The following is a 25,594-nucleotide window of genomic DNA, read 5'->3' on the forward strand; positions in this document are numbered from 1 at the left end:
GAGCGATTTCGGCATCGGCACGCCCATCTCAACGGTCCGGCAACAGCTCTTTTGTCCCCGCCAGTTAACGGGAAATCCCTGCGGGTCTTCACGTTTTGAAATGAACCGTCACGTAATATGACTTCCTATTCTGGGCCAGTGTGGTCATGTGACGATCAAAATTCGTCTGAGTCATCGCTCGACGACTAACGGACCAAAGAGCTGACAGTATGGAAAACCCGATCGCATTGAACCGACTTGCCGAAAACAGCGTCTTTCGCAAAGGAGATGTTTTCGTCCTCTTCGGCGAATTGTTCGGTCGCGGATACGCGACTGGCTTGCTTGACGAAGCCCGCCGGGCGGGCATGGAAATCGTGGGGATCACGGTCGGACGGCGCGACGAGAACAACGCGCTGCGACCGCTGGACGCCGAGGAACTCGCCGCCGCCGAAGAGCGGCTGGGCGGCAAGATCATCAACATCCCTGTGATGGCCGGCTTCGATCTCGACGCTCCGGCCGGCGGCCCAACGCCGACCGACCTGCTCGCAGACATGACGCTGGAGAGCTGGCAGGACGACAAGCTCGACTGGGACTACATCAAGCAGTGCCGGGACATCGCCACCCAGCGGTTCACAAATTCGCTCAAGCAGGTCATGGTCGTTCTCGATGGAATGATCGCCAACGGACGCAACGTCTTTTTCGCGCATACGATGGCCGGAGGCATCCCGAAGGCGAAGGTCTTCCTGGTCATTGCCAACCGGATCTACAAGGGTCGTGGTGCCCGCCACATGTCCTCGCAGGCCCTGCTCGACAGCGATATGGGCAAGCTCATCCTGCAGAATTTCGACGAAGTCTCCGCGATCACCTTCCGGCACCTCATCGAATCCAGCGCAGCGATCCGGGAACGCGTAGAGGCATCGGGCGGCCAGGTCCGCTATACGGCTTACGGATACCATGGAACGGCCGTGCTGATCGACGGGAGCTACCGTTGGCAGACCTACACGAACTACACGCAAGGTTACGCCAAGATGCGGCTCGAAGGCTTCGCGCAGGACGCCTGGGCAGCGGGCATCAAGGCAACCGTCTACAACTGCCCCGAAATCCGGACCAATTCCTCCGACGTTTTCACAGGTATCGAGCTTCCGCTGATACCGCTGTTGCTTGCCTTGAAGAAAGAGAACGGCGGCCCATGGGCAGAGCACCAGTGGCAGGCCTGCGAACAGCTTCTCGCAGACGGCTTCACGATGAAGGACGTGTTCCAGAAGATCACCGACATGCAGGCTAACGAGGTCATGCGTCCGTTCTACGACTTCTCCGCGTGGCCGATGGCGAACAGCCAGGAACAATCCGACCTGACGATCGGCACGTCCAACGAAATCACGCAGATGCATCGCGACGGCAAGGTTATGATCAGCGACCTCCTCAGTGCTCTCGTCGTAGAAGCCACGGGGCAGCTCATTTTCGGTGAGTCTTCGGAACCTTCCGGCCCCACCCAGTGGCTCAGCCACGACATCGTGGCGCGCCGCCTCAATGCTTCCCACCTGCAGTGGAAGCCTTCTGCGCCGTCGATCGCGGAAGGCTCGAAAGACTCTCAGCTCGAAGTGGCCTGAAAACTTCCCAGCCTGGCGCGCAAGCCAGTAACTCCCGGACCTGCAATGGCCCGGGAGTATTGTGCCAATATCAGCACATGTGTCTCTATTCCCGGGAAGGGCATGATCATCTCGGTCTGGTTCTCCCAGGCAGATAGATTTCGCTGAATTCCGGAGGATGAATTCTGCAAGCATTTCCGACGGACATTACATGGTCCGCACTCGGCAGAGGCATGATTCCTCGGTATTAGTTCGGAATGACTATAGGCCCGCCTCCTCCATCTGATGTAGATTAAGCATCTACTAAAACAACGGAGGATCGCAGCATGTCGAAGAGTACCCTGTGCGTCCTGACGGTGCTGACCCTCTCCACATGCGCGATCGCCCATGCGGAAGCGAACACCGCACGGATTGGGGGCCACAAATTCCGAACCTCCGAAAATTGTGTACGCCAGGCACCTGTCGGCGAGTTTGATCGAAGATGCGACATTCCGGCTGCCGGATGGCGTGGCGCCGAAGGCATCTGGTTCCCAAATGTTTCCCAAGGCGCCGGGTAAGCGAACTCCAAATCACACCGTCATCATCGACGCTTCAGGAATTGCCGACCCAATGGCCCGAGATTGCTGCGTGGCCGATCGGCGCGCCAAAGGTCCCGCTTGCGGGCTGACATAGCCGATCCACGCGATTCGGTGACGCCCCTCCCTGACGAACCTAAAACCGCTTATGATAGTTCTCCGCCAGTACATTCCGGAGGTTTCCAATGATAGAGCTTGAGCTTGAGGCGCCGCTCCGCGTTGCCAGGGAGGCTGATGCAAGGGCGTTGGCCGATCTGGTCAACTTTGCCGGCCAAGGCTTGCCTCTGTACATCTGGGAGGGACTTGCAAGGGACGGTCAGGACCCTTGGGAAGTCGGTCGCGGCCGGCAAGCAGAAAGGGTGCGCGAAGGCCAGATCGTGGTCGTGGACTTTGGAGATGGCGCCGTAGCCAGCCTGACGGGCTATCCAATCGGCTCCGAACCCGAGCCGATTGCCGATGATTTCCCCGCACTGTTCCGGCCGCTTCAAGAATTGGAAAACCAGGCACCTGACAGTTGGTATGTCAATGTGTTGGCCTGCTATCCCGAGCACCGAGGACAAGGGCTTGGTTCACGTCTGCTCAAGCTGGCGGAACAGATAGCGCGGGATCAGGCGCTCCCGCGGATGAGTGTCATAGTCGCCGACAACAATATCGGCGCCAGACGGCTGTACGAGCGGAATGGCTACGAGGAAGTGGCAACGCGCGCCTGCGTGAAGGAAGGCTGGAAGGCCGACACGGAAAATTGGGTGCTGCTGATCAAACCACTTCATCCCTCGGACAATCGCTAGGTCCATCGGCGGGAGCCGCTATTCTTCCGCTCCGGTGGTGCCAACCTATTCCCGACGGATCGGCAACGCATAAATACCGGCTGCTACCGGCGCGAACAGTCCCCCCAACGATCCGGTCAATGGGCCTCAAGCCACCCGCTCTTCGCGGTAGCGCAGGGCCTCGACGAGAAGCCCGAAGGCAGGGGATGCGAGCCTTCGGCTCGGATAATAGAGATGGTATCCCGGGAATGGCGGCGTCCACTCCTCCAGCACCTTGACCAGCTTCTTCGCACGCACCAGCGGCTCCAGATGATCGTCCGGCAGGCATGTCAGTCCAAGGCCGCTCAAGGCCGCATCGATGATCATGGGAACGTCATTCGAGGTGAACTGGCCGTCGACACGGACGTTCAAGGGTCGCCCATCCTTCTCGAACTCCCACGCATAGAGACCGCCGAGCGTCGGCAGGCGCAGGTTCAAGCAGGCGTGGTGCATCAGATCGTGGGGCGTCTGAGGCTTCGGATGGTGTTTGAAGTACTCCGGCGAGCCGGCAACGACCATGCGAAGATCCGGCCCGATCCGGACCGCGATCATATCCTTCTCGACGCGCTCTCCCAAACGCACGCCCGCATCGAACCGTTCAGCAACGAGATCGACCAGTCGCTGCTCGATCGAGAGTTCGACATTGATCTCAGGATAGTCGGCCATCAGGCGTTTGACGGCCGGCATCATTATCGTCTCGGCCGCATGGCGGCTTGACGTGATGCGGATCGTGCCGCCGGGCCGCTGACGCATCGCGCTCAAGGCGTCGATCCGGCTGCGGATGTCGCTGAAAGCCGGACGCAAGGTTTCGAGGAGTTGTTCGCCGGCATCCGTCGGCGAGACGCTGCGTGTCGTGCGCCTCAGAAGCCGCACGCCCATCCGCTCCTCCAGGCGCCGCACCGTGTGGCTCAAAGAGGATTGCGATGTGCCGAGCTGCGCTGCGGCGCGCGTGAAGCTTCGCTCATCCGCAACCGCCAGGAACGCCATGAGATCGCCGAGTTCGTCCCGCTTCATTCATGAATCCAGAATATAGGTTCATGCCGAACTTAGCATCTAATGGATTTCTATCGCCAGAGCTAACTTGTCGATGACGGGGCGAAAGCCCGAGGCATGACAGGAGCCAACATGAAAGACGTCGTCGTCGTCATCGGCGCCGGTTCGATCGGGCAGGCGATCGCTCGCCGTGTCAGCGCCGGCAAGCATGTGTTGCTCGCGGATCTGCGCCAGGAAAACGCCGATCTTGCCGCGACGGTTTTGAGCGATGCCGGTTTCGATGTGAGTACGGGCGTCGTCGACATCTCGTCGCGTGCCTCGGTGCGAGCGTTGGCCGATGCGGCTACGCGGATCGGCAGTGTTACCGCCGTCATCCATGCAGCCGGCGTCTCCCCCTCGCAGGCATCACCCGCGACCATCCTCAAGGTGGACCTCTACGGCACGGCCGTCGTTCTGGAAGAATTCGGCAAGGTGATCTCGGCAGGCGGTTCCGGCGTCGTCATCGCCTCGATGTCCGGCCATCGCCTGCCCGCATTGACCACCGACCAGGACAAGGCGCTGGCGACGACGCCAGTCGACGAACTGCTGGACCTGCCCATGCTTGCGGCGGAACGGATTGTCGATCCGCTGGCCGCCTATCAGATCTCGAAGCGCGGCAATGCCCTGCGCGTGAAGGCAGAGGCGGCTCGATGGGGAGAGCGGGGCGCGCGGATCAATACGATCAGCCCCGGCATCGTCATCACACCCCTTGCCAAGGACGAACTGAACGGCCCGCGTGGCGAAGGTTATCGCCGCATGATCGCCCTGTCACCGGCAGGCCGCGCCGGAACGCCGGACGAGATAGCCAACCTGGCCGCAGTGCTGATGGGACCGGACGGCGCCTTCATCACGGGCAGCGACTTCCTGATCGATGGCGGCGTGACCGCATCCTTCTGGTACGGCGAACTCGCGCCGAGAACTCCCGATCCATCCGCTTAGACACAAGGATTATCACCAATGCGCGCAACCATTCTTTACGGTCCCGGCGACGTCCGTTGCGAGGAAGTGGCGGAACCGAAGATCCTCAAGCCGACCGATGCCATCATCCGTCTGTCCGCCACGTGCATCTGTGGCTCTGATCTCTGGCCTTATCGGGGTGCGAACGAGGTCACAGCACCCTTGGCCATGGGCCATGAATATTGCGGAATCGTCGAAGAGGTCGGCAGCGCGGTAAGGACCGTGCGGCCAGGCCAGTTCGTCGTCGGCTCCTTCTGCCTTTCGGACAACACCTGCCCGCATTGCCGCTTCGGCTTTCAGTCTTCCTGCGAGCAGCGCGAATTCATGACGGGGGCACAGGCGCCGCTGGCGCGCATCCCGTTGGCCGACGGAACACTCGTCGCCACGGCCGAGCTTCCCGCCGACGACCTGATCCCGAGCCTGCTTGCGACCTCGGACGTTCTCGGCACCGGCTGGTACGCGGCCTTCGCCGCCGGCGTGCAGGAGGGCTCGACCGCCGCGGTCGTCGGCGACGGTGCAGTCGGCCTCATGGGCGTTCTTGCCGCCAAGCACATGGGTGCGGCCAGGATCATTGCAATGAGCCGACACAAGACCCGACAGGATCTCGCTCTCGAGTTCGGCGCAACGGACATCGTTTCCGAGAGAGGCGATGATGGCGTTGCCCGCATCAAGGAACTGACCGACGGCGTCGGCGCCGAGGCGGTGCTCGAATGCGTCGGCACTCAGGAGGCGATGACGCAGGCGATGAACTGCGCCCGCCCTGGCGGCAGGATCGGTTTTGTCGGCGTGCCGCACGGGGTGCAGCTCGACGGGCAAAAACTGTTCTTTGCCCAGAAGAGCCTTCTTGGAGGCCCCGCCCCTGTCCGCCGCTTCCTGCCCGACCTGATGGACCTCGTCCTCGACCGGACCATCAACCCCGGCAAGGTCTTCGATCTCGAACTCCCGCTTGCCGACGTCGCGGAAGGCTACCGCGCCATGGACGAACGCCGTGCCATCAAGACCCTGCTGCGGGTTTGACAAAACAAGGACGTTTTCATGAAAAAGGTTGCCGCCACCCTCGCAATCTCTGCCCTTGCGGCTACGGGCGCCGAGGCCGAGGACAAGCGACGCCCACGCGTCGCGCCCGAGAGCGTTTACAACATCGCACCTGGCCTCGGCATTTTCACCGATGAGGTTTTGTTCGGAGACATATGGACGAGAGCCGATCTCGCTCCGCGCGATCGCAGCCTGATCACCGTCGCCGCCCTTGTCGCCACTGGAAAGACGGCTCAGGTCGGCCATCACGTTGGCCGGGCGCTGGACAATGGCGTGAAGCCCGAGGAGATCGGCGAGCTCATCACCCAGCTCGCCTTCTATACCGGCTGGCCAAATGCGATGACGGCCGTCACAGAAACGAAGAAGATCTTCGACGAACGCAAGATCGGACCGGTGGAAGGCAGCGATGCGACGCGCCTCGAACTGGATCCGGAAGCGGAAGCCGCCCGGCGCGATACGGTTCAGGCCAACGTCGAGCCGACTGCGCCGGCACTCGCCGAACTGACGAACCGCGTGCTGTTCGGCGACCTGTGGACCCGTCCGGACCTGAGCGCCCGGGACCGCAGCCTCGTGACCATGGCTGCGCTGATCGCCATCGGCCAACCGGAGCAATTGCCGTTTCATGCCAACCGCGCCATGGACAACGGACTGAGGCGCACCGAAGTCGCCGAGGTCGCCACCCATCTCGGCTTTTATGCCGGCTGGCCGCGGGCGATGTCGGCGGTTCCGGTGCTGGAGCGGGTGTTCGCCAGTCGCGCTGCTGCGAGCGGCAATACATCGGCGGATCTCAAGGTCATCAGGGCAAACTCCACTCCAGCAACGGGATCGAGCGACTACTTTTCGGGAGAGGTGCAGATCTCCGGCCACTACCAGGGCCAGGCACCTGCGCGGATCGGGGGCGCAACGGTATCGTTTGCGGCCGGCGCCCGAACGGCCTGGCACACGCATCCACTGGGACAGACACTCTACATCGTCTCCGGCCGCGGTTGGGTGCAGAAGGCGGGTGGGCCCGCCACAGCGATCGGTCCCGGCGATGTCGTCTGGATCCCGCCATCGGTGAAGCATTGGCATGGCGCATCCGCCACTGAACCGATGACCCACTTTGCGGTGGCCGAAGCACTGAATGGCGTTGCGGTCACCTGGATGGAAAAGGTTACGGACGAACACTACCTCGCTGGGCAGGCCACGGATTGAAGCCGCGCACGACCCGCAGCCTGCGATACCGGGCTGCGGTCATCCGTAACGATAAATGCCCCCCGTTTGCATCGTCGAGGAAGCCGATCATGGTTTGGCGCGCAGCGACTGGGCTTCCTCAAGGCTAGGTTGCGTTGCGCATCCATCGCCCCGCCGGTCAAAAGCACTTCATTGACGGTCTCATCAAGGCGGGATTGCCGGTTCGTAAGTATCCCGCGGGCGGCACGGCGATTGAGCAGCGCGAAAAACATCATTCAACGGTATCGACGGATGCCTACGTGATACTACCACCTATGCTTTCCTCTTTTTCTATATTAGTTATCACTGAGAGGAGAGGATGCTGCTGCCCCCAAAGGAAGCACATGGGAGGCAGGCATGGACACGCCTTCGAACTGAGCATGCACTCACGCATATTGGGGGAAACATGAGAACTTGCCGCATTCCAATTCTGGCAGCCATCGGGACCTGTCTGCTAGCCGGCAGCGCCATGGCCGCGGACATCTATTCGCCGATGACACCTGAGCTCAAGCAGGTCACGACCGAGAGCGGCTGGACCTTCGCATTCTCGCCCTATTTCTGGGCAGCCGGACTTTCGGGAGACGTTGCGCAGTTCGGCCTGCCGGAAGCCCATATCAACGCGAGCTTCAGCGACATCTTCGACCACCTCGATTTTGCCGCGATGGCTATCGGGGAGGCCCGCTATGGGGACTACAGCATCTTCACCGACCTGATGTACACGAAGATATCGGGTCAACGCGGTACGCCCAGAGGCATTCTTGCCAACAGTGTCGACCTCTCGACCCAGACTTTTGCCGGGTTCCTTGGGGCCGGATACACAATCTATGAAGACAGTCAAGCGCGCGTGGACATTGCGGCCGGTTTGCGTGTCTGGTCGGTCGAAAGTGAGTTTTCCTTCCACGGTGGGGTCCTCGACGGCGTATCCAGAAAGGATGACGCGACCTGGGTCGACGGCCTGGCCGGCTTTCGCGGCACCTATTCAATTACGCCGGAAATCTATCTGACGGGGTGGGGCTTGGTCGGCGCCGGCGGAGCGGACCTTGACTGGGATGTCGCTGCGGCAATTGGCTACCGGTTCAGCGACAAGATTTCCGCCGAGGCGGGTTACCGGGCACTCGGCGTCGACTACAGCAAAGACGGCTTCGTGTTCGACGCAGTTCAGCAGGGCCCTATCCTGGGTCTCACCGTGCGGTTCTAGCCGGCCGAACTGAACGCGCAGTGAGTTGAGAGAGCGGCGATCTAGATGATGGTCGCCCGCGTGGCGAAGCTCGTCCGGAATAGTGCCTCGTTCGCTGCTGTGTCTGGGTCAAAACAGCAATCACGCGCAATGTAGATCTTGTAATCTGCATCGCTTGCCCATCCCACGCTGGAGAACAGGACGCCGCTGCTGGCGATCCCGGCCATGATCAGCGTCTTGATGCCCTTTGCCTGCAGATCGTGGTGCAAAGTGGTGCCATGAAACACGTTGGCGCGCGGACAGGCGTATCGCCAGTCGCCTTCAGTCACATCAAGCCCGGCTGCAGGCGCCGGGTCGCGAAAGAACCCGGTCTTCTTGATGTTGCTGATCAACATATTGTTTTCGCAGGGCGTCTCATAGTCGATCGCGAAGTTTGCGAAGATCGTGGGGTTTCGTGTACTGCGCCACTTCGCAATGAGCGAGTTGGTACGGTCGAGCAGATCCGCTGGAATTTCGTTTGCCAGGATCGAAAAGACGTCAGCCTGGTAGTGCATGATCAACAACGCGGAATCCTCGACGTCCAAATCAACTGCGTAAGACACTCTTTGTCCCCTCCTCTTCCGGCCTGACTGCGAGACAATAGTCGTCGTCCACCTGCCGTTACAACCTCCACATTTTTGCATTCAGAAGCCGATGTTTCCGCGAACCGCAGTCGGGCGAACGAGCTTCACCATCGAACAGGCCAGCGCGCTAGCGACCCACCGGGATCCTGGGCGCGTTGACCCGTCGAAGAAGCGGCATCATCAAAGAGAACAGTTCGGCTTGAGAAGATATGCCGCATCGCTGGTAAAGCTGTTTGCGGAACACCTTTACCGTTTGTGCACTCAAGCCGAGCTGGAGTGCGACCGACGGCGAGGAATGTCCCTGCAGGATCAGCAGGGCAACCTCTGCCTGCCGGGGACTGAGGCTGATGTTGTGATGTCGGTGCACCTCATCGCGCAGGCTCTCGGTAATCGATGTCGCCTCGGCGATCTGCACCGCCGGCGCATCCAATGCGGCCCAGTGCGCCTTCAATAGGGCGAGGATCACGCGCTGGTGCTGTCGCAGATGATCTTCGGCCTTTTGCGAAAACGATGTGCCCGACAACCCATCCTTGCCCATCGATATGGTGATTGTGGCGTTGGCGCTGATGGGCAGAAAGACGGATATCTCGTCGGAAATGCCGATCCGGCCGTAATACCATTTGTAATAGCGGCTGCTGCGGAACTGATCGGGCGCGACGTCCAGAAGCCTGTAGAGCCCCTCCTCTCCCCGCTTCAAATGGAAGTGGTAAATTGGGTCGAGCAGATAGGCGCCCGAAAGATATTGCTCGGCGACATAGCGAAAGACATCGGCGCCGTAGGCCTTGGAATAGGCGACGTGTGGGACATTCGTTCCCACGAAGACGATGGCGATTACATTGTCGAATTCCAGGCATTGCCGCAGGTACTCGCACATCGCCGGATAGAAGTCGTCCGAGCCGACGGCTTCGAGCGTCGCGGCAAGAGCGTTCAGAAGGGAGTTTTTCATGCCCTGTACCCCCACCGGGGTATACATGCCCCTCTCAAGGATAGTTTATTGTCCAAAACCATAGACGGAAGGGTTATGGACGCCAAGCTCACATAGAAGGTTCGGATGCTATTAAAGCATCCGGGTTTTGTCGAAGAGCCCGGCACGCGCCCCAATCCGCAAAAAGGCACGGTTAAAAGTGCCAACCATCCAAGGGGTAACGCCATGAGACGAACGCTGAACCATTCAGCCATGCCCGCTGTCGGGTTTGTCGAGCCGTGGTCGGTGAAAGCCGGCGCAGAAACGAATGTCCACGTCTCCTGTGTCGATGCCGACGCAGCGATACGCATCGTTTCTATTGATCGCGACGATCACCAAGTCATGGCTTGGCCGATCCGGAAGCATGGTGACGGTTTTGCCGTTCGCAACTACGATCTTGGTTCATGGATCGAACTGCCGGCAATGCCGGTTTCGCAAGCGGCAGCATTGCGGTTCGAGGTACTGTTCACACAAAATCGGGGTGAAAAGCCCGTCTGCCGTTTCGCAGGAGCGTCGGTATGGCTGGGCGAAGCTGGCGCACTCAGCATTCACACGGGTAAAGGCAGCCATCCGTTTACGGCAGTTTCCAACGAATGCTGGTACGAACTCAGCCTCCGCACCCTCGGCAACGAGATCGAGGCAACGCTTTTTGGCGGGGATGGACAGACCCTTGCCCGTATCGTGGTGCCGCGCGGCGAAAGTGCGGGGCTCGTGGCCATCGGATCCGATGGTTCACACAACGAAAAAACCCTGAACGCCCGTGTCGGCCGCATCGGACTTCTCGTCGATGGAGAGGAACACCATTGGCAATTTCCGGCCCGTGGTCCGATCGGTCAACTTGGCTCCAACGAAGACGCCGATCGTGTCCTGACTATCCATAACATGCCGAGCTTCGCCGTCGCCTCACGCCGGTTCACCTCTGAGATCCATGACCCGAGGCTCGATCCGTCGCAGTTCGATGCGATCCATCTCCACGATGACGATTTCGGTGGCTTCGACTGGACCGTCGATCTCACGGTCAACATTCCTGCGGAGGCCCGGTCCGGCGTTTTTGCGGTCGAGATCTCCACCCGGCAGGGCGTCGAACGGCTACCGTTTTTTGTCAGGCCAAGCCGGCCAGGGGCAAAACTCGCCTTCCTGGTGTCAACCGCGACCTATCTTGCCTATGCCGACGAACGCCTGCCGCCCGTCCGATATCCGTGGCACGGCACCGATCGCGGGCACCGGTTCGCCATCGATAACGATTTCCTGTGCCTCTACGACGTGCACAGCGACTTGAGCGGCGTCAGCCTGACATCGGCGCGGCGCCCGAAGGCAACCGTGCGCGACGACTATCACTACCCGCTTTCCAATAGCCCGCATCTTTTGCCCGTCGATCTGCAACTGCTCAAGTTCTACGCAAGAGAAGGCATCGCCATCGACATCATCACCGACAGAGACCTGCATGAAGAGGGATTGGACGCCGTTGCGCCCTACCGGGCAATCCTGACCGGAAGCCATCCGGAATATTGGTCGACGCCCATGATGGCTGCGATACGCCATTACCTCGATGCAGGCGGCAACCTCGGCTATCTCGGCGGGAACGGGTTCTATTGGGTTGTCGCCTATGAGGGCGAAACGATGGAACTCAGGCGCGTAAAGAGCGACATCTGGAGCGGTCGCCCGGGCGAAGCCCACATGTCGATCACCGGCGAGCCCGGAGGCGCCTGGGAGGACCGTGGCCTTACGAATCCGCAATCCTATTTGGGCGTGACCTACCTCATCATGAGCTTCGGTGATTCCCGTCCCTACCAGAGGATGGAAGGCAGTCACGACCCCCGCTACGCCTGGCTGTTCGAGGGCATTGGCGACGAGCCGATCGGAGACGACGGGACGGTGCTGGGAGGCGCTGCGGGATATGAAGTCGACGCGGTGGTCCCTTCACAGGAGACGCCTCCGAACCTCGTAGTGCTCGCGACTGCCGATGGTTTCGATGACAGCTTCCAGGTTCGCCCCGACGTCTGGCTCGCCGATGGCGACGTCGAACGCAAAACCCTTCGCCGCGCCGACATGACGATCTATCGTCACAAGGGAGGCGGCCACGTATTCTGCACCGGTTCGGTGGCCTGGCTCGGCGCACTGCCAGGCCCGGGCCTTCAGAACGCCGTCGGACAAATCATGAAAAATCTTGCCGCTGGATTCGGCAATTAGCCCCACGCACGGCCCGAGAATTGGCGCTCCGGTCGGGTTCAAGCAACAGCCAACATAAAAGGGAACGAAAGAATGAACATCTCCCGACGCAACCTCATGATGCTGATGGGCGGCGCCGTCGCCGCACCCTACGTCATCTCTTCGAAGGCCTTTGCCGGCGCTACCGTCGAACCCGGTGTCTTCAAGATGTCGATCCAGCCATGGATCGGCTATGGCATGTGGTACGTGGCCCAGGAGAAAGGCATCTTCACCGCCAATGGGCTCGAAGGCGTCGAGTTCGTGCCCTACGTGGACGATGCGGCGGACCTTGCAATCCTTGCGAGCGGCGAAGTCCAGGCAACGAACGCCGCAACGCACAACGTACTCCAGCACCTGCAGCAGGGCGCCCACTACAAAATCGTGCTTCTCGAAGATTTCAGCTCGACGGCCGATGCCGTCGTCAGCCCGAAGAGCATCGCCAGCATTGCAGACCTCAAGGGCAAGTCCATTGCCTACGAGCAGGGCTCGACCAGCCATCTTCTTATTGCCGACGCGCTGAAGAAGGCAGGTCTGACGCTGAACGACATCACCACAATCAACACGCCGGCGGCACAGGCCGCGGCCGCAGTCCTCTCGGGCTCGGCCGACGCAATGGTCACCTACGAGCCTTATATCTCGGCCGCGCTTAAGGCCGATCCCGGCCTTTCGCTCCTCTACACGGCCGCTGAAAGCCCCGGCCTCATCAGCGATTGCTTCGTCGTGACGGAGGAAACGCTCAAGGGACGGCCCGGCCAGGTCCGCGCAATGGTAAAGAGTTGGGGGGACGCGGTGGACGCCTACAACAAGAACCCGGCGGAATGCCAGGCGATCATCGCCAAGGGCGTCGGATCCGATGCAAGCGAACTCGGCACGACATTCGCAGGTGTTCACTACTACACGCTTGCGGAGAACAAGGCGCTTCTGACCGGGGATTTCGCAACGAAAACCTTCCCTGCCGTCAATGTCGCCAGCACGGACCTCGGCCTCATCACCAAGTCTTTCGAAGCCAAGGACGCGATCGATACGACAGCCCTTTCCTCGCTCTGATGACGAAAGCTCTGTCGGCGCCGCCGACAGAGCTTGTTCGCCGGGCGAAGGGCGAAATTCAGAGACGCGAAGCAGGTTGCCGCGAGCCCACGGGCTCGCCGCGTTTTGCGGCGTGCAGCCGCCCGATCGCCAAGATACCTCCTGGGCAAATATTGCCTGCAAGTAGAAACGACAGGAGCGCGGCTATCCATGGCCAAGCCAAGAAAGAAGTCCATTCTCAGCATGCAGGCTGAGATCTCACCCGCCACCTATGCGACCATCTCGCTATGTTCGTTTGCAATCTTCTTCGCGCTCTGGTGGGGCATCGCGGAGGCCGGGCTGATAAGGCCGATCTTCCTCCCCTCGCCAGGTGCCATCGTTGCCCGGCTCTGGAGCCTTGCCGCCGATGGCACGCTCGCAGGCGACGTCGCAAGCAGCGTCTACCGCATCGGTGTCGGCTTCATCGCCGCGTCGGTCACGGCACTCATCGTGGGCGTGCTCATCGGCAACTACAGGTTCTGGGACGCTGCGATCGAACCGTTTCTCGACTTCATTCGCTACATGCCCGTCGTCGCCTTCGTTCCGCTGACCATCCTCTGGACCGGAACGTCCGACACCCAGAAGTTCCTGATCATCTGGATCGGCACCTTCTTTCAGCAGGCTCTGATGTTCATGGACAACATCAAGCGCGTACCGCCGGATTTCATCGGATTTGGGAGAACCGTGGGCCTGAGTGACATCAAGATTGTCACCAGGATCATCCTGCCCTCCGCCGCGCCGCAGATCTGGGACACGCTCAGGGTATCGCTCGGCTGGGCCTGGACATGGGTCGTCCTTGCGGAACTTGTCGCCGCCAACAGCGGCCTCGGCTACCGCATCACCGTGGCGCAGCGCTATTTCCAGACAGACACGGCCATCGGCTACATCGTGGTGCTCGGCATTCTCGGGCTGATCTGCGACCAGGTCATGAAATTTCTCGGCAAGCGCATGTTCCGCTACGAGGGGAAACATTGATGGAAAAGCTTCTCATTCGCGACCTCACGAAAACCTTTGCCTCCAGCCGCTCCAAGAAGGAACGCCTGACGGTTCTCGACAATGTCTCCTTGGCCGTCCAGGAGAACGAATTCATCTCGCTCGTCGGCGCGTCGGGTTGCGGCAAGAGCACGCTGCTCTCCATCATCGCCGGTCTGCAAACTCACGACGAGGGAGAGTTGAAGGTCGATGGCGCAGACATTCTCGGACCCGGCGCTGACCGCGGGGTGGTGTTCCAGAGCTACACGCTGCTGCCATGGCTGACGGCGAAGAAGAACGTCGAGTTCGCACTCGAGGCGACCGGCCATCCGCGATCGGAAACCGGCGACATGGCGATGGCACAATTGAAGCTGGTCGGCCTCGAAGCCTTCGCCGACCGCTATCCGGCCCAGCTTTCCGGCGGCATGAAACAGCGGGTGGCGATCGCCCGTGCGCTCTCCTACAAGCCGAAGGTCCTTTTGATGGACGAACCCTTCGGGGCCCTGGATGCCCTGACGCGCGTGCAGATGCAGGAATTGCTGACCAGCGTCTGGGAGCGTGAGAAATTGACGGTCATCTTCGTGACGCACGACGTGGAGGAAGCCGTCTTCCTGTCGGACCGCATCTTCGTGATGGCCTCCAACCCAGGGCGTATAAAGAAGATCTTCGATGTGCCCCTCCCGCGCCCGAGAAGCCCGGAAACGCATCGGCTCGCCGAGTTCGCGGCCCTGCAGGCCGACGTCCTCGGCAGCATCCGGTCGGAAATGCGCGACCACTGACCAGGGTTGCCGGCGGCTAAGCCGGCGTCCCTGACCCGACGACATTGCTGGCGAAGTTCACTCAGGGATTCTTGAGGCGCTGGCGCTTACCCTCAAATTCCAAGGAGCCTGTCATGTCCACCCCCAAGATCTCGATGTATCGGCTGTCAGACCTGACGCCGGACCAGCGCAACGACCTGCTGCAGCGCGCCGAGAGCGACATCACCGCCTTCATCGACCGCGTCGTTCCGATCATCGAAGACGTACGCATAAGAGGCGATGAAGCCCTTGCCGATTTTGCCCGGACGCTGGACAAGGCAAACCTGTCGCCGAAGGACATCAGGGCAACACCACAGGAGTTCGCCGCAGCACGATCGCTGGTCGATCCGGAACTGATCGAGACGCTCCGCTTTGCCGCCGACAACATCCGGCATTTCCACGAAAAGCAATTGCCCGACACCCTGTCGGTACACGAGACGCACCGAGGTGTGATTGTCGGCGATCGCTGGACACCGATCGATTCCGTCGCCTGTTACGTCCCGCGTGGCAAGGGTTCGTTTCCAAGCTCCGTGCTGATGACAGCAATTCCGGCCAAGGTCGCAGGTGTCGAAAACGTCGTCGTCATCACACCGCCGGGCCCGGACGGTTCCGTCGATCCCGCGACATTGATCGCCGCCGAAATCGCCGGGGTCGAAGCCGTGTTCAAATGTGGCGGCGCACAGGGCATCGCCGCCGTGGCATACGGCACGCAAACGGTGCCCAAATGCGCCAAAGTCGTCGGTCCTGGAAGCCCTTGGGTCGTTGCTGCCAAAAAGGTCCTCTCGTCGATCATCGATCCCGGCAGTCCGGCGGGGCCGAGCGAACTGCTTATCTTCTCCGATTCGACGGTTTCGGCGGATCTGGTGGCGATGGATCTCTGTGTCGAGTCCGAGCACGGCCCCGACTCCTCGGTCTTCCTGGTGACGGCAGACGCGCGGTTCGCCGATGAGGTGGCGCAGCGAATTCCCGAGCACTGGGCAAGGATGGCCGCCAATCGCGCTGCCTTCTCGCGTACCGTGCTGACCGGCGCCAAAGGCGGCATTGTCATTGCTTCGAACGAGGATGAGGCCTTCGCGTTCATCAACGACTATGCCGCGGAGCATCTCGCCGTACTCGCCGAAAACGCCTGGCAATACCTGCCGCGCATCCGTCATGCGGGAGAAGTCCTGCTCGGGCCGCATTCGGCCATCGGTATTGCCAATTTCGTCCTGGGACCAAGCCATGTGTTGCCGACAGGTGGCGCCGCAAAGACCGCTTCTCCGCTTGCCGTGTTCGACTTCATGAAGCGCACGTCGATCGCCTCCATATCACAGGCAGCCTACGGGCAGTTCGCACCGCATGCCGAAGCGCTCGGCCGCTACGAAGGCTTCGACGGCCACGCCAATTCGGTTTCAGCGTTGCGCCTGGCCGCAATGACCTGATGTCGCGACCAGCAGCCTGTTCCCGCGCGAACAGGCTGCCGACGCCCTTGGCTATCGTCGCGGCAAACCCGCGCGTTCAATGCAGAGCCTCACGGCTCGTCCACCTCAAGAACGTAGGCACCTGGCAGAACGCGGTTTGCGACAAGCTCCGCGATATCTGCCGGCAATGCCTTTGACTCAGGCGGATAAAGACCTGCCCCTGCCAACGCCTTGCGCAGATCGATATCTTTCCCGAGATAGTCCAGCGCGACCTTCGAAGCACCCGGTTTGCGGCCACGACGCGTAGGACCACCGGTCTGGATGCCGATCAACCGGAACAGGCGGTGCTGATGGCTCGGGTAAAGCGTCACTTGCGTGATCGAGGTAAAATCCAGGCTCTCGTATTCGACGATATGGATGCGGTCGGCGAGGTAGAGGAGTGTCCCTGCGTATTTACTGAAGCCGATCGTCTTGCCGGTATCGGGATGGCGCGCGACTTCGATGTTCTTCCAGTAGTATTGGTTGCCTTCTCGCCGTATCGAGGCAAGCGACTTTGTGATCAAGCCTTTGTTTCCAAAGGAATAAAAGTACCGATAATAGAAGCCGACGTATTTTTCAAGCGATTGGCTGCGTCGATACAGCGCCTCGACATGCATCAGCGGTCGACGCAACTGCGGCATGGGTTCGGGCTTGCGGCGCAGGGCAACGATCTGCTCCAGCTGCGCCGGCTCCATCAGGATCTCGGCTTCGGTAACACCAAAAAAATCGCACATCCTGCGCATGTTGCGCCGCGACGGGCGTGTGTGGCCGCTCAGATACTTGTTGAATTGCTGGCGGTTTATCCCCAGCCGACGGCAAGCATCGGCAATGGAGGCGTGGTAGCTGCAGAGCAGCGCCAGGTTGCGGGAAAAATCATCATCCATGAACGATATCGCAATACGAAGTGGAATTCGCGTCAAGTCGCGAATGGCCGCTCTGTAGCGAAAAAAGCTGTCCTGTGTTCAATTTTCTCAAACGCAACCAAAGGGAACGGACCACATGACGCAGATCACCCTCTCCAGAAGAGGTTTCCTGGCCTCCAGTACAGCCTTCACTGCCCTTGCATTGGCAGGGAACCTGCCCACGGCCGCGCAAGCGCAGGCCGAGAAGGTGCTGCGGCTGCGCATGGACGGCGACATCAAGATACTTGATCCCGGCTACATGATCGGCGGCATCGAAATCGAGGCACAGAAGCAGTGTCTGCCATTCCTTGCCCAATACAAACGCGACGGCAATACGATTGGTTGGGAGCCAACCTACTACGTCACGAAGCTTGAGCAGCGTGATGCCACGCACATCGACTTCGAATTGGCCGAGGGCTTTAGCTGGTCCGGTGGTCACGGCGCCCTGAAGGCCTCAGACGTGAAGTTTTCCTACGAGCGGATGAAGGGAACCGAGTGGGGTGGATATTTCGAGGTGCTCGACCGTGTCGAAGTCACCGGCGAGCGCACCGGAACCATCGTTCTGACCAAGCCCTTCGCGCCGTTCTTCCTAGTCACACTCTGCCACGGACCGGGCGCCATCCTGTGTGAAAAGGCGGTAACCGAAGCCGGCGGGCGCTTTACCACGCAGTTTCCCGCCGTCTGCGGTCCCTACCTCTTCAACAACGCGCCAGGCCAGGCGGCCAATTTCCTGCCCAACCCGGAATGGACCGGCCCCAAGCCCGAATTCGACGGCGTCCAGGCCAAGATCATCACGCAGGTCAAGGCAACTGAACTGGCCTACGAGGCCGGCGAACTCGATTGCACGCAGATCGATTCCGACGCCGTCGCGCGCTATCAGGCCGGTCCCCCGGCCGGCAGCGAACTGACCAAGGCCGGCGAACTCAACTTCATGTGGCTGGGGATGAATACCGAGCATCCGAAGCTGCAGGATGTGCGCGTGCGCCGCGCGATCCAGCACGCCGTCGACGTCGATTCGATCATCGCGGCCGCCTACTCGAATGTGGCCACCAAGTCCTGCGGTATCGTCTGCCCCGGGCTCATCGGGCATCGCACCGCGACCAAATTCTATACCTATGACCCGGGCGAGGCGCGCGCGCTTCTGTCCGAGGCTGGAGTAAGTGGTCTCAAGCTGACTTTGCGCACGCTGAACACCCAGCAGCCGATGCTGGTTGCCCAGATCATCCAGGCGAACCTTGGCGCGATCGGCGTGACGCTGGACGTAATCCCGCTCGACGCGGGCCCGTTCTGGGAAATGGGCATGGAATCTGCCGGCGAGACCTGGAAGGATCTCGAGCTCTGGACCATGCGGTTCGGCAGCGTGCCTGACCCCTACGAGGCATCGCAGTGGTTCGTATCCTCGCAGGTCGGCAACTGGAACTGGGAGCGCTGGACCAATCCGGAATACGATACCCTCGTCGAGCAGGGCATCGCGGAAAGCGATCCGGAAAAGCGCAATGATATCTACCTGCGGCTTCAGGACATCATGGAAGAGACCGGCGCCTATGTCTGGCTTTGCCACGAACCGCGCTACTACGTTCACCGCTCAGGCATAAACGTCAATGTCTCTCCATCCGGGCAGCAGGACTATCGCCTGTTCACTTCGATCTAATCCCCGTTCGTGCCCCGCCAGCACACGGGCGGGGCATTTCAACATCCGACTGGTTGGAAATGTCTGGTTACATACTGAAGCGGTTGGGGCTTTCGGCAGCTGTCATCCTGACCGTGCTCCTCATACTGTTCTCACTTCTGCGCTTGATTCCCGGAAACCCCGTGACGATCGCCCTCGGGCCGCAGGCGACGCCCGCAGCGATCGCGAACTACTCTGCGAAGATGAATCTCGACCAGCCGGTCTGGATTCAGTTCGCCACCTATGCCCGAAACGTGGTCACAGGGGATCTCGGCGAGGACATTTTCACGGGCCGCAAGGTCTCGACCATCGTCGGCGAGCAGATCGGGCACAGCCTGTTGCTGATGGTCGCGGCAATGGGTTGGGCCATTGTGCTTGGGATACCTCTTGGATGTCTGGCCGCGGTCAGACCGAATACGTGGCTTGACCGTATCACAGGGGTTCTGTCCGTCGGTACGATCGCCATCCCCTCGTTCCTCATGGCGATCTGGGCGCTTCTGATCCTTTCGGTCCAGTTGCGCTGGTTGCCCGCCATGGGTGCGGGCGAGCCCGGAGATATCACCGACCAGGCAATCCATCTCATTTTGCCTGCGTTCGCGGTAGGCCTGGGCTGGGTCGGCTATTTGGCCCGCATGGTCCGCGCATCGATGCTCGAAGTCCTCGGAGAGCCGTTCATCCGTTCGGCGCGCGCCTTCGGGCTCATGCCCCGGAGCGTGATCTTCAGATATGCCCTGCCCGTTGCGATACTTCCGACCATTACGCTGATCGGCATGGGTTTCGGCGGGCTGATCTCTTCCGCAGTCTTTGCCGAGATCATCTTCGCGCGTCCGGGTGTCGGCAAACTCATCTATGATTCCGTACAGGCACGGAACTTTCCCATCGTGCAGGGCGCCGTCGTCGTCACCACCGCCTTGTACATCCTCGTCGTGCTTCTCTCAGACCTTCTCGTGAGCTGGATTGATCCCCGTGTCCGCCATATCCTCTGAACCAGCCCGCGCTCCAGGTGCCACGGCGCGCAGCGAGCGCCGCGCCAAACTGCACGCATTCGTCGCAAACTGGCAGGCCATGCTGGGCCTGGCGCTTGTGCTAATCTTCTTTGCAAGCGCCATTTTCGCTGCCCAAATAGCGCCCTACGATCCCAACGCCATGGACATTCCCGCACGCATGTCCGGGCCGACCTGGCAGCACCTGGCGGGCACCGACCAGCTCGGGCGTGATACGCTTTCGCGCATTCTCCATGGCGGTCGGGTAGCGCTGACGATCGCAGCAGTCGGGGTGTCTCTGTCGCTGGCGATCGGGCTTGCGCTTGGTATGCTGGCGGCCTTTGGTCCGCGCTGGCTCGATTCGCTGCTTCTGCTGGCCTTCGATTCGGTCCGGTCCTTTCCGACCATCATCCTCGGGCTCGCCACTGTGGCCTTGACGGGGCCAAGCCTCGGTCTCGTCATGGTGATCGTGGTCGTCACCTCGATCCCGCAATATGCCCGCGTCACGCGCACCGCCGCACTGGTGTTGCGGGGAACGGATTTCATTCTCGCGGAGCGCTCGCTAGGCGCATCGACGCTTCGCATTTTGTGGCATCACATCCTGCCCAACGTCGTCGGGCCTCTCCTGATCCTTGCCGCAATGGACGTCCCCGTCGTGGTTTCTCTCGAGGCCGGCTTGAGCTTCCTCGGCCTTGGCGTCACGCCCCCGACGGCCAGCTGGGGCACTCTGCTGAACGAAGGCTATCTCGTTATCCGCAACTCGCCATGGATGGTGATCATGTCCGGGCTGCCGCTGGTGCTGACGACGATCGGGTTTACCTTTCTGGCCGAAGGGCTGCGCGACACGTTCGATCCGCGCATGAGCAAAGGGCGCTGACGATGGATAATCTTCTGGAAATCAAGGACCTGTCGGTCAACTTCCGAACGTCCCACGGCCGCATGAAAGCACTCCGCAACGTATCGTTCGGCGTCAAGAAGGGCAAAATACTGGGTATCGTCGGCGAAAGCGGCTCCGGTAAGAGCACCGTGCTGTGGTCGATCATGGGTTTGCTCGCACAAAACGCCGAGATTGCCGGCGGGAGCATCCTTTTCCAGGACCGAGACCTGCTGAAGCTGCAGGAAACGGCGCTAAGGGCGCTGCGGGGCGAAGAAGTAGCGGTGGTTTTTCAGGACCCCATGACCTCGCAAGCACCGCTTCTGAGCTATGGCCGGCAGATGGCCGACATTCTCTATCGTCGCCGCGGTATGTCGAAGCGCGAAAAACGTCAGGCGGCAATCCAGATGCTCGGCAAGGTCGGAATTCCTGACCCGGCGTTCCGCCTCGACCAGTACCCCCACGAATTCTCCGGGGGCATGCGGCAGAGGGCCGGTATCGCCATGGCGTTGCTGGCCGGACCAAACCTGCTTGTGGCCGATGAGCCGACGACCGCTCTTGACGTCACGATGGAGGCACAGATCATCCATCTGCTACGGGATCTGCAGGCAGAGACAGAAGCTACCGTCGCCGTCGTCTCGCACAACCTGGGCCTGATCGCCGAGCTTTGCGACGATGTGGTGGTCATGTATGCGGGCGAAGTCATCGAGACAGGCACCGTTCGCCAGATTTTCCACGCGCCCCGCCATCCTTACACGCAGGCGCTTCTGGATTGCGATCCGGCACGCATCCCAGAGCGCTCGGCGCGCCTGCCCGTAATTGCCGGCGATCTGCCCGATCTCGTCATCCCGCCACCGGGCTGCATCTTTGCGGAGCGCTGTCCCCACCTCATGCCCATTTGCATGGCAGAAAGGCCACCTGCCACGACCGACGAGAACGGCGGGATGGTGCGATGCCATATCCAGAGCGGTGTGGTCACGCCCAAGGCACGCAGTGCGCGGGCACGAGCAGAACCTGCTGGGCGGACTGACGTGGAGAAGGCGGAACCACTGCTCGAAACGCGGGAGCTGAACGTCAGGTTCGCGACGGAAAGTAGGTTCTTGGCAAGCATTCAAGGTCGCATGCCCAAAGGGCTCGATGCAGTCCTTGACGTCAGCCTCACGGTCCGGCCCGGAGAAACGCTCGGCGTGGTGGGCGAAAGTGGGTCAGGTAAAAGCACGCTTGGCCGGGCAATCCTGAATCTTGTATCCGTTACCAGCGGGCAAGTGCTTTTTGAGGGCAATGAGATCCATTCCCTCTCCGAACGCGCATTCAAACCATTGCGTCGCAATATGGCGATGATGTTCCAGGACCCGAACGGCTCGCTCTCGCCACGAATGACCGTGCGTGCGCTGATTACCGAACCGCTTCTCATTCATGGCTTGGGCACGCGCGACCTGGATCGCGAGGCCGAACGGCTGGCCGATATGGTCCGGTTGCCCCGCCCGCTCCTCTCGCGTTTCCCCAATCAGCTCTCAGGCGGTCAGGCACGGCGCGTCGGCGTGGCGCGGGCACTTGCGCTCAGCCCGCGCCTGATTATCGCCGACGAACCGACAGCGGGGCTCGATGTGTCGGTTCAGGGCGAGATCCTGAACCTGATGGCCGATCTCCAGGCCGAACATGGACTGGGATATCTCATCATCACCCACAACCTGCCGGTGATCCGCCATATCAGCGACCGGATCGCAATCATGTATCTGGGGCGCATCGTCGAACAAGGCCCGGCTGACGACATCTTCCGGCATCAGTACCACCCCTATACGGCTTCCCTCGTACAGGGTGTTCCCCAACCGGACCCGGACCTTAGGCGTACGCATGTCGGCCTGAAGGGAGAGGTTCCGAGCCTGCTCGACCGACCGCGCGGTTGTGACTTCGCTTCACGCTGCCCGGTCGCAAGGCCGCACTGTCATGACGTGAAGCCGCCACATCGCGATGTTGGCCGGAACCGCACCATCGCTTGCCACTTCCCGCTCTCGTAAGCGGCACCGCATCGTACAAGGAATACAAAGTGAGCTACGGAATCTACATTGGACGAACGCATACGGCAGACGGCGTTCCCTATCTCGCAGGTTATGGCGATGAACCGTCTAGCCATTGGCTTGAGATCGTACCGCGCCGGACCCATCCGGAAGGCGCGACAATCACTGTCGGCGTGACGCCGCAGGCCCACATGCCCGGCTTGCTGTCCGAAATCCCCCAGGCGGCCGAATGCGCTCGGCATATGCGGGTCAACTATACGCACTATCTCGGCGTGCCGGCCCCGCTGACCAATGGCGGCCTCAATGAGTACGGCGTCGCCGTGCGCGACATCTGGTCGACTTCCTGTGCTGCGCTGATCGAGATGACACCCAAGGATCAGACCGGCCCCAACTATTCCGATCTCGCACGGATCGTCCTTGAGCGCGCACGCTCGGCCCGTGAGGCCGTGGAGATCGTCGCTGCGCATATCGCAAAGTACGGCTACTCCACCTATGGCGGAAACTCGCATATTTTCGCCGATCCCGAAGAAGCCTGGGTGATGATCGAGTTCGCAGGCGGCAAGGGCCTCTGGGTCGCAGAGCGCCTAGGCGAAACCAGCATCCGCGCTTCACGCCCCGGCTATATCGGCGTGATTCCCGCCGAGCCCGACGAAACGTTCCTCTTCCCCCCGCATTTCATCAAAACAGCTGAGGATCTGGGCTGGTATGATCCGTCGCAGGGAGCATTCGACGTCAATGCAATCTACGGCGACGGAAAAGGTCGGTGGGAGGGGGTGCAATGGATCGAGGATGAAATGCGGCGTCGCGCCAGCCACCCACAGAAGATCGCTTTCGAAGATGTCATCTGGTCTATCGCGACGGAGAAGCTGACTGGCGATACCGCCGGCTACGGTCAGATCGTTCCCCTGGCGCGTCCGCCTCATCCTGAATTGCGGGTGATGTGGCATGCACCGATCGGCGCCGTCACGGCACCGCTGACCCCGGTTTTCATGGGGATGGACGATATCCCGGCGCCCTATGGCCAGCACCGCTATCTGACCGACGGCGAAAGTTCGCGGTTCCTCGATCGCCGGAAGGAGTTGAAGTCGCCGCAGGTCGTGTGCCGCATTCCGCAAGGCGTCGAAACAGGCGAAAGCGCCGTCTACCGCTTCAAACAGTTGATGCATCTGGCGTTTCAAGGCCAGACGACGATCCTGCCTGAAGTATTCGAGCATTGGCGTCTCGTCGAAGCACGGATCCTTGCCGAGCTTCCCGCTGTAGAGCGGAGCGCCCTGCTCCTTATCGAAGCTGGAGAACCCGCACTCGCAAAACGGCTGCTCACGGAATTCAGCCACCGGTGCCTGGCCGAGAACCTTGCCGACTGCGAAGCCTTGTCCCGCGCAGCCTATGTCCGTTTGCGGGCCCGAGGAGAACTGAACCTCAGCGATCAGCCGCAGTCGCCGACACAATTGTGGTGACCTGTATCCGGCGCGCCCACCGCGGGCGTGCACAGCTAAACCATGACCCGCGTTCGCCGCTCATTCCGGCCGGCTAGCGCGAAAACCCACCGGAGGGATCACGCTTGGCCCGGCTGAATCAGCCCCGGAGTAGAAGCCGGCGTCATACTCGTCCGCCTGGTCATTCGGCCCGGCTAACGTTCTCGGCAAACGCCATCATCAGCGGCCCGACTCCTTTCGGGTCGTCGGCGACCACGCGCTCAGTGAGGTAATAGCCGGGCGTGCCGTCCCGGTAGGTGCCCTCGAAACCGCCGAGACCGGCCACGCAGACGATCGTTGTCATTCGGGCCACCCCCTCCCTGTCGGTCACAAGCCGTGTGTTGAGCAACGCATCAAGTGCCCGCTCTCCGGCCGCGCTGGTCTGCGGCACGCGATCGGGTTTGACCAGCCCGAGGCGCGCGGCGCGGAGCAGTGCATAGGCAAACATCGCGGAGGCCGAGCTTTCCTCGTAGTTGCCTTCGAGGGCCGGTGCGTCGAGCACCTGCATCCAGAGACCGGACGGTTGCTGGCGCGCGATCAATTCATCCAGAAGCTGGTGCGCCAGCAATCGGTGCGGACCGGAAGCACTGTCATTGGGCAGAAGGGCCAGCGCATCGACCAGCGCCATCGCCAGCCAACCGACGGCGCGCGCCCAGACGGCGGGCGACCTGCCGGTCTCAGGGTCGGCCCATCGCTGCTCCCGACTGTCGTCATAACCGTGGACGTAAAGCCCGGCCGGTGTCGCTGTCAGCGAAAGCGCCGTCGAAAATTGCCGAAGCGCATCGGCAACCAGCGCCGGTTTATCCGTGGCCAGCGCATATTCGATTTGAAACGGCAGGCCCATATAGAGCCCATCCAGCCAGACCTGGTGTGGGTAGCGTTTCTTGTGCCAGTAGTTGCCCTGAGGGATGCGCGGATGGCTTTCGAGTTGGCCGGCCAGACGTTCTGCCGCCGCGAGATAGCGGGCGTCGCCGGTGTCCCTGGCCAAAGCAAAGAGTGATCGCCCAGCGAGAATGTGGTCGATGTTGTATTCTGCAGGGTCGTAACCGAAGAGCGTGCCGTCCGCTGCGATCTGCCGGTCGGCGAGCCGGTGCAAATGGTCCCTCCAACGTTTCTCGCCCGTCGCCTCGAACAACAGCTGCAGGCCTCGGTAGAGGCAACCGTCCTCGTAGCACCAGCTTCCGCCCTTGTAAGGCCGGTAGCGTTGCGCGAACTGGTCGAAATAGTCGGTCGGGTTCATGGG

The 25,594-nt window shown here is 61.1% G+C and carries 21 protein-coding genes; 16 read left to right on the top strand and 5 right to left on the bottom strand.

Annotated elements, in window-relative coordinates; translation table 11 throughout:
- The first annotated feature begins 209 nt into the window (after positions 1-209).
- Together LAC81_RS22900 and LAC81_RS22905 are read left to right on the top strand one after the other, a co-directional pair.
- A complete protein-coding gene (locus LAC81_RS22900; protein WP_223729471.1) occupies positions 210-1,589 on the top strand; it encodes an enoyl ACP reductase FabMG family protein in 1,380 nt (459 codons plus the stop codon).
- 739 nt (positions 1,590-2,328) lie between these two features.
- Complete coding sequence (locus LAC81_RS22905) at positions 2,329-2,931, top strand: GNAT family N-acetyltransferase (protein ID WP_223729472.1); 603 nt, start codon at positions 2,329-2,331, stop codon at positions 2,929-2,931.
- A gap of 126 nt (positions 2,932-3,057) precedes the next feature.
- Here LAC81_RS22905 and LAC81_RS22910 read toward each other — a convergent pair whose 3' ends face one another.
- The gene (locus tag LAC81_RS22910; protein ID WP_223729473.1) at positions 3,058-3,963 is read right to left on the bottom strand and encodes a LysR family transcriptional regulator; all 906 of its coding nucleotides are present in this window, start codon (positions 3,961-3,963) and stop codon (positions 3,058-3,060) included.
- Between the two features lie 111 nt (positions 3,964-4,074).
- Between LAC81_RS22910 and LAC81_RS22915 the strand changes: the two genes are divergently transcribed.
- The 4 genes from LAC81_RS22915 (at position 4,075) to LAC81_RS22930 (ending at position 8,383) form a co-directional block, all read left to right on the top strand.
- On the top strand, positions 4,075-4,920 hold the full coding sequence (locus LAC81_RS22915) for an SDR family oxidoreductase (protein ID WP_223729474.1): 846 nt from the start codon (positions 4,075-4,077) through the stop codon (positions 4,918-4,920).
- Between the two features lie 18 nt (positions 4,921-4,938).
- Positions 4,939-5,955: a zinc-dependent alcohol dehydrogenase family protein gene (locus tag LAC81_RS22920; RefSeq protein ID WP_223729475.1), complete on the top strand. Its 1,017-nt coding sequence runs from the start codon at positions 4,939-4,941 to the stop codon at positions 5,953-5,955.
- A gap of 18 nt (positions 5,956-5,973) precedes the next feature.
- Positions 5,974-7,167 carry a carboxymuconolactone decarboxylase family protein gene (locus tag LAC81_RS22925; protein ID WP_223729476.1) on the top strand — a complete coding sequence of 398 codons (1,194 nt, stop codon included), beginning with the start codon at positions 5,974-5,976 and terminating at the stop codon, positions 7,165-7,167.
- Positions 7,168-7,591: 424 nt separating this feature from the next.
- On the top strand, positions 7,592-8,383 hold the full coding sequence (locus LAC81_RS22930) for a porin family protein (RefSeq protein ID WP_223729477.1): 792 nt from the start codon (positions 7,592-7,594) through the stop codon (positions 8,381-8,383).
- Positions 8,384-8,424: 41 nt separating this feature from the next.
- On the opposite strand, the gene LAC81_RS22935 is transcribed toward LAC81_RS22930, so the two are convergent.
- A complete protein-coding gene (locus LAC81_RS22935) occupies positions 8,425-8,964 on the bottom strand; it encodes a cysteine hydrolase family protein (protein ID WP_223729478.1) in 540 nt (179 codons plus the stop codon).
- 148 nt (positions 8,965-9,112) lie between these two features.
- A complete protein-coding gene (locus LAC81_RS22940) occupies positions 9,113-9,931 on the bottom strand; it encodes a helix-turn-helix transcriptional regulator (protein ID WP_223729479.1) in 819 nt (272 codons plus the stop codon).
- A 204-nt stretch (positions 9,932-10,135) separates the two neighbouring features.
- On the opposite strand from LAC81_RS22940, the gene LAC81_RS22945 reads away from it, so the two are divergent.
- The 5 genes from LAC81_RS22945 (at position 10,136) to hisD (ending at position 16,412) form a co-directional block, all read left to right on the top strand.
- The gene (locus tag LAC81_RS22945; RefSeq protein WP_223729480.1) at positions 10,136-12,139 is read left to right on the top strand and encodes a N,N-dimethylformamidase beta subunit family domain-containing protein; all 2,004 of its coding nucleotides are present in this window, start codon (positions 10,136-10,138) and stop codon (positions 12,137-12,139) included.
- A 72-nt stretch (positions 12,140-12,211) separates the two neighbouring features.
- Entirely contained in the window at positions 12,212-13,204 is a 993-nt protein-coding gene (locus tag LAC81_RS22950; protein WP_223729481.1) for an ABC transporter substrate-binding protein, read from the top strand.
- Between the two features lie 189 nt (positions 13,205-13,393).
- On the top strand, positions 13,394-14,197 hold the full coding sequence (locus LAC81_RS22955; protein WP_223729482.1) for an ABC transporter permease: 804 nt from the start codon (positions 13,394-13,396) through the stop codon (positions 14,195-14,197).
- The gene (locus LAC81_RS22960; RefSeq protein ID WP_223729483.1) at positions 14,197-14,973 is read left to right on the top strand and encodes an ABC transporter ATP-binding protein; all 777 of its coding nucleotides are present in this window, start codon (positions 14,197-14,199) and stop codon (positions 14,971-14,973) included. The genes LAC81_RS22955 and LAC81_RS22960 overlap by 1 nt, the downstream gene beginning before the upstream one ends.
- A 113-nt stretch (positions 14,974-15,086) precedes the next feature.
- Positions 15,087-16,412: a histidinol dehydrogenase gene (hisD, locus tag LAC81_RS22965; RefSeq protein ID WP_223729484.1), complete on the top strand. Its 1,326-nt coding sequence runs from the start codon at positions 15,087-15,089 to the stop codon at positions 16,410-16,412.
- An 89-nt stretch (positions 16,413-16,501) separates the two neighbouring features.
- Here hisD and LAC81_RS22970 read toward each other — a convergent pair whose 3' ends face one another.
- A complete protein-coding gene (locus LAC81_RS22970; RefSeq protein ID WP_223729485.1) occupies positions 16,502-17,314 on the bottom strand; it encodes a helix-turn-helix domain-containing protein in 813 nt (270 codons plus the stop codon).
- Between the two features lie 115 nt (positions 17,315-17,429).
- Here LAC81_RS22970 and LAC81_RS22975 point away from each other — a divergent pair, with 115 nt between their 5' ends.
- From LAC81_RS22975 to LAC81_RS22995, 5 genes are read left to right on the top strand one after another with little or no spacing between them, the layout of a single operon-like run.
- Complete coding sequence (locus tag LAC81_RS22975; protein ID WP_223729486.1) at positions 17,430-18,983, top strand: ABC transporter substrate-binding protein; 1,554 nt, start codon at positions 17,430-17,432, stop codon at positions 18,981-18,983.
- A gap of 59 nt (positions 18,984-19,042) precedes the next feature.
- A complete protein-coding gene (locus LAC81_RS22980) occupies positions 19,043-19,987 on the top strand; it encodes an ABC transporter permease (protein WP_223729487.1) in 945 nt (314 codons plus the stop codon).
- Positions 19,968-20,861, top strand: coding sequence for an ABC transporter permease (locus LAC81_RS22985; RefSeq protein WP_223729488.1), 894 nt, complete (start codon positions 19,968-19,970; stop codon positions 20,859-20,861). The genes LAC81_RS22980 and LAC81_RS22985 overlap by 20 nt, the downstream gene beginning before the upstream one ends.
- 2 nt (positions 20,862-20,863) lie before the next feature.
- Positions 20,864-22,876, top strand: a complete 2,013-nt coding sequence (locus LAC81_RS22990; RefSeq protein WP_223737537.1) for an ABC transporter ATP-binding protein — start codon at positions 20,864-20,866, stop codon at positions 22,874-22,876.
- Positions 22,877-22,905: 29 nt separating this feature from the next.
- Positions 22,906-24,333 carry a C69 family dipeptidase gene (locus tag LAC81_RS22995; protein WP_223729489.1) on the top strand — a complete coding sequence of 476 codons (1,428 nt, stop codon included), beginning with the start codon at positions 22,906-22,908 and terminating at the stop codon, positions 24,331-24,333.
- Positions 24,334-24,493: 160 nt separating this feature from the next.
- On the opposite strand, the gene LAC81_RS23000 is transcribed toward LAC81_RS22995, so the two are convergent.
- Complete coding sequence (locus LAC81_RS23000; RefSeq protein ID WP_223729490.1) at positions 24,494-25,591, bottom strand: glycoside hydrolase family 88/105 protein; 1,098 nt, start codon at positions 25,589-25,591, stop codon at positions 24,494-24,496.
- Between the last annotated feature and the right edge of the window lie 3 nt (positions 25,592-25,594).

Origin of the sequence: Ensifer adhaerens (assembly GCF_020035535.1) — a bacterium.
Taxonomy (GTDB): Bacteria; Pseudomonadota; Alphaproteobacteria; order Rhizobiales; family Rhizobiaceae; genus Ensifer.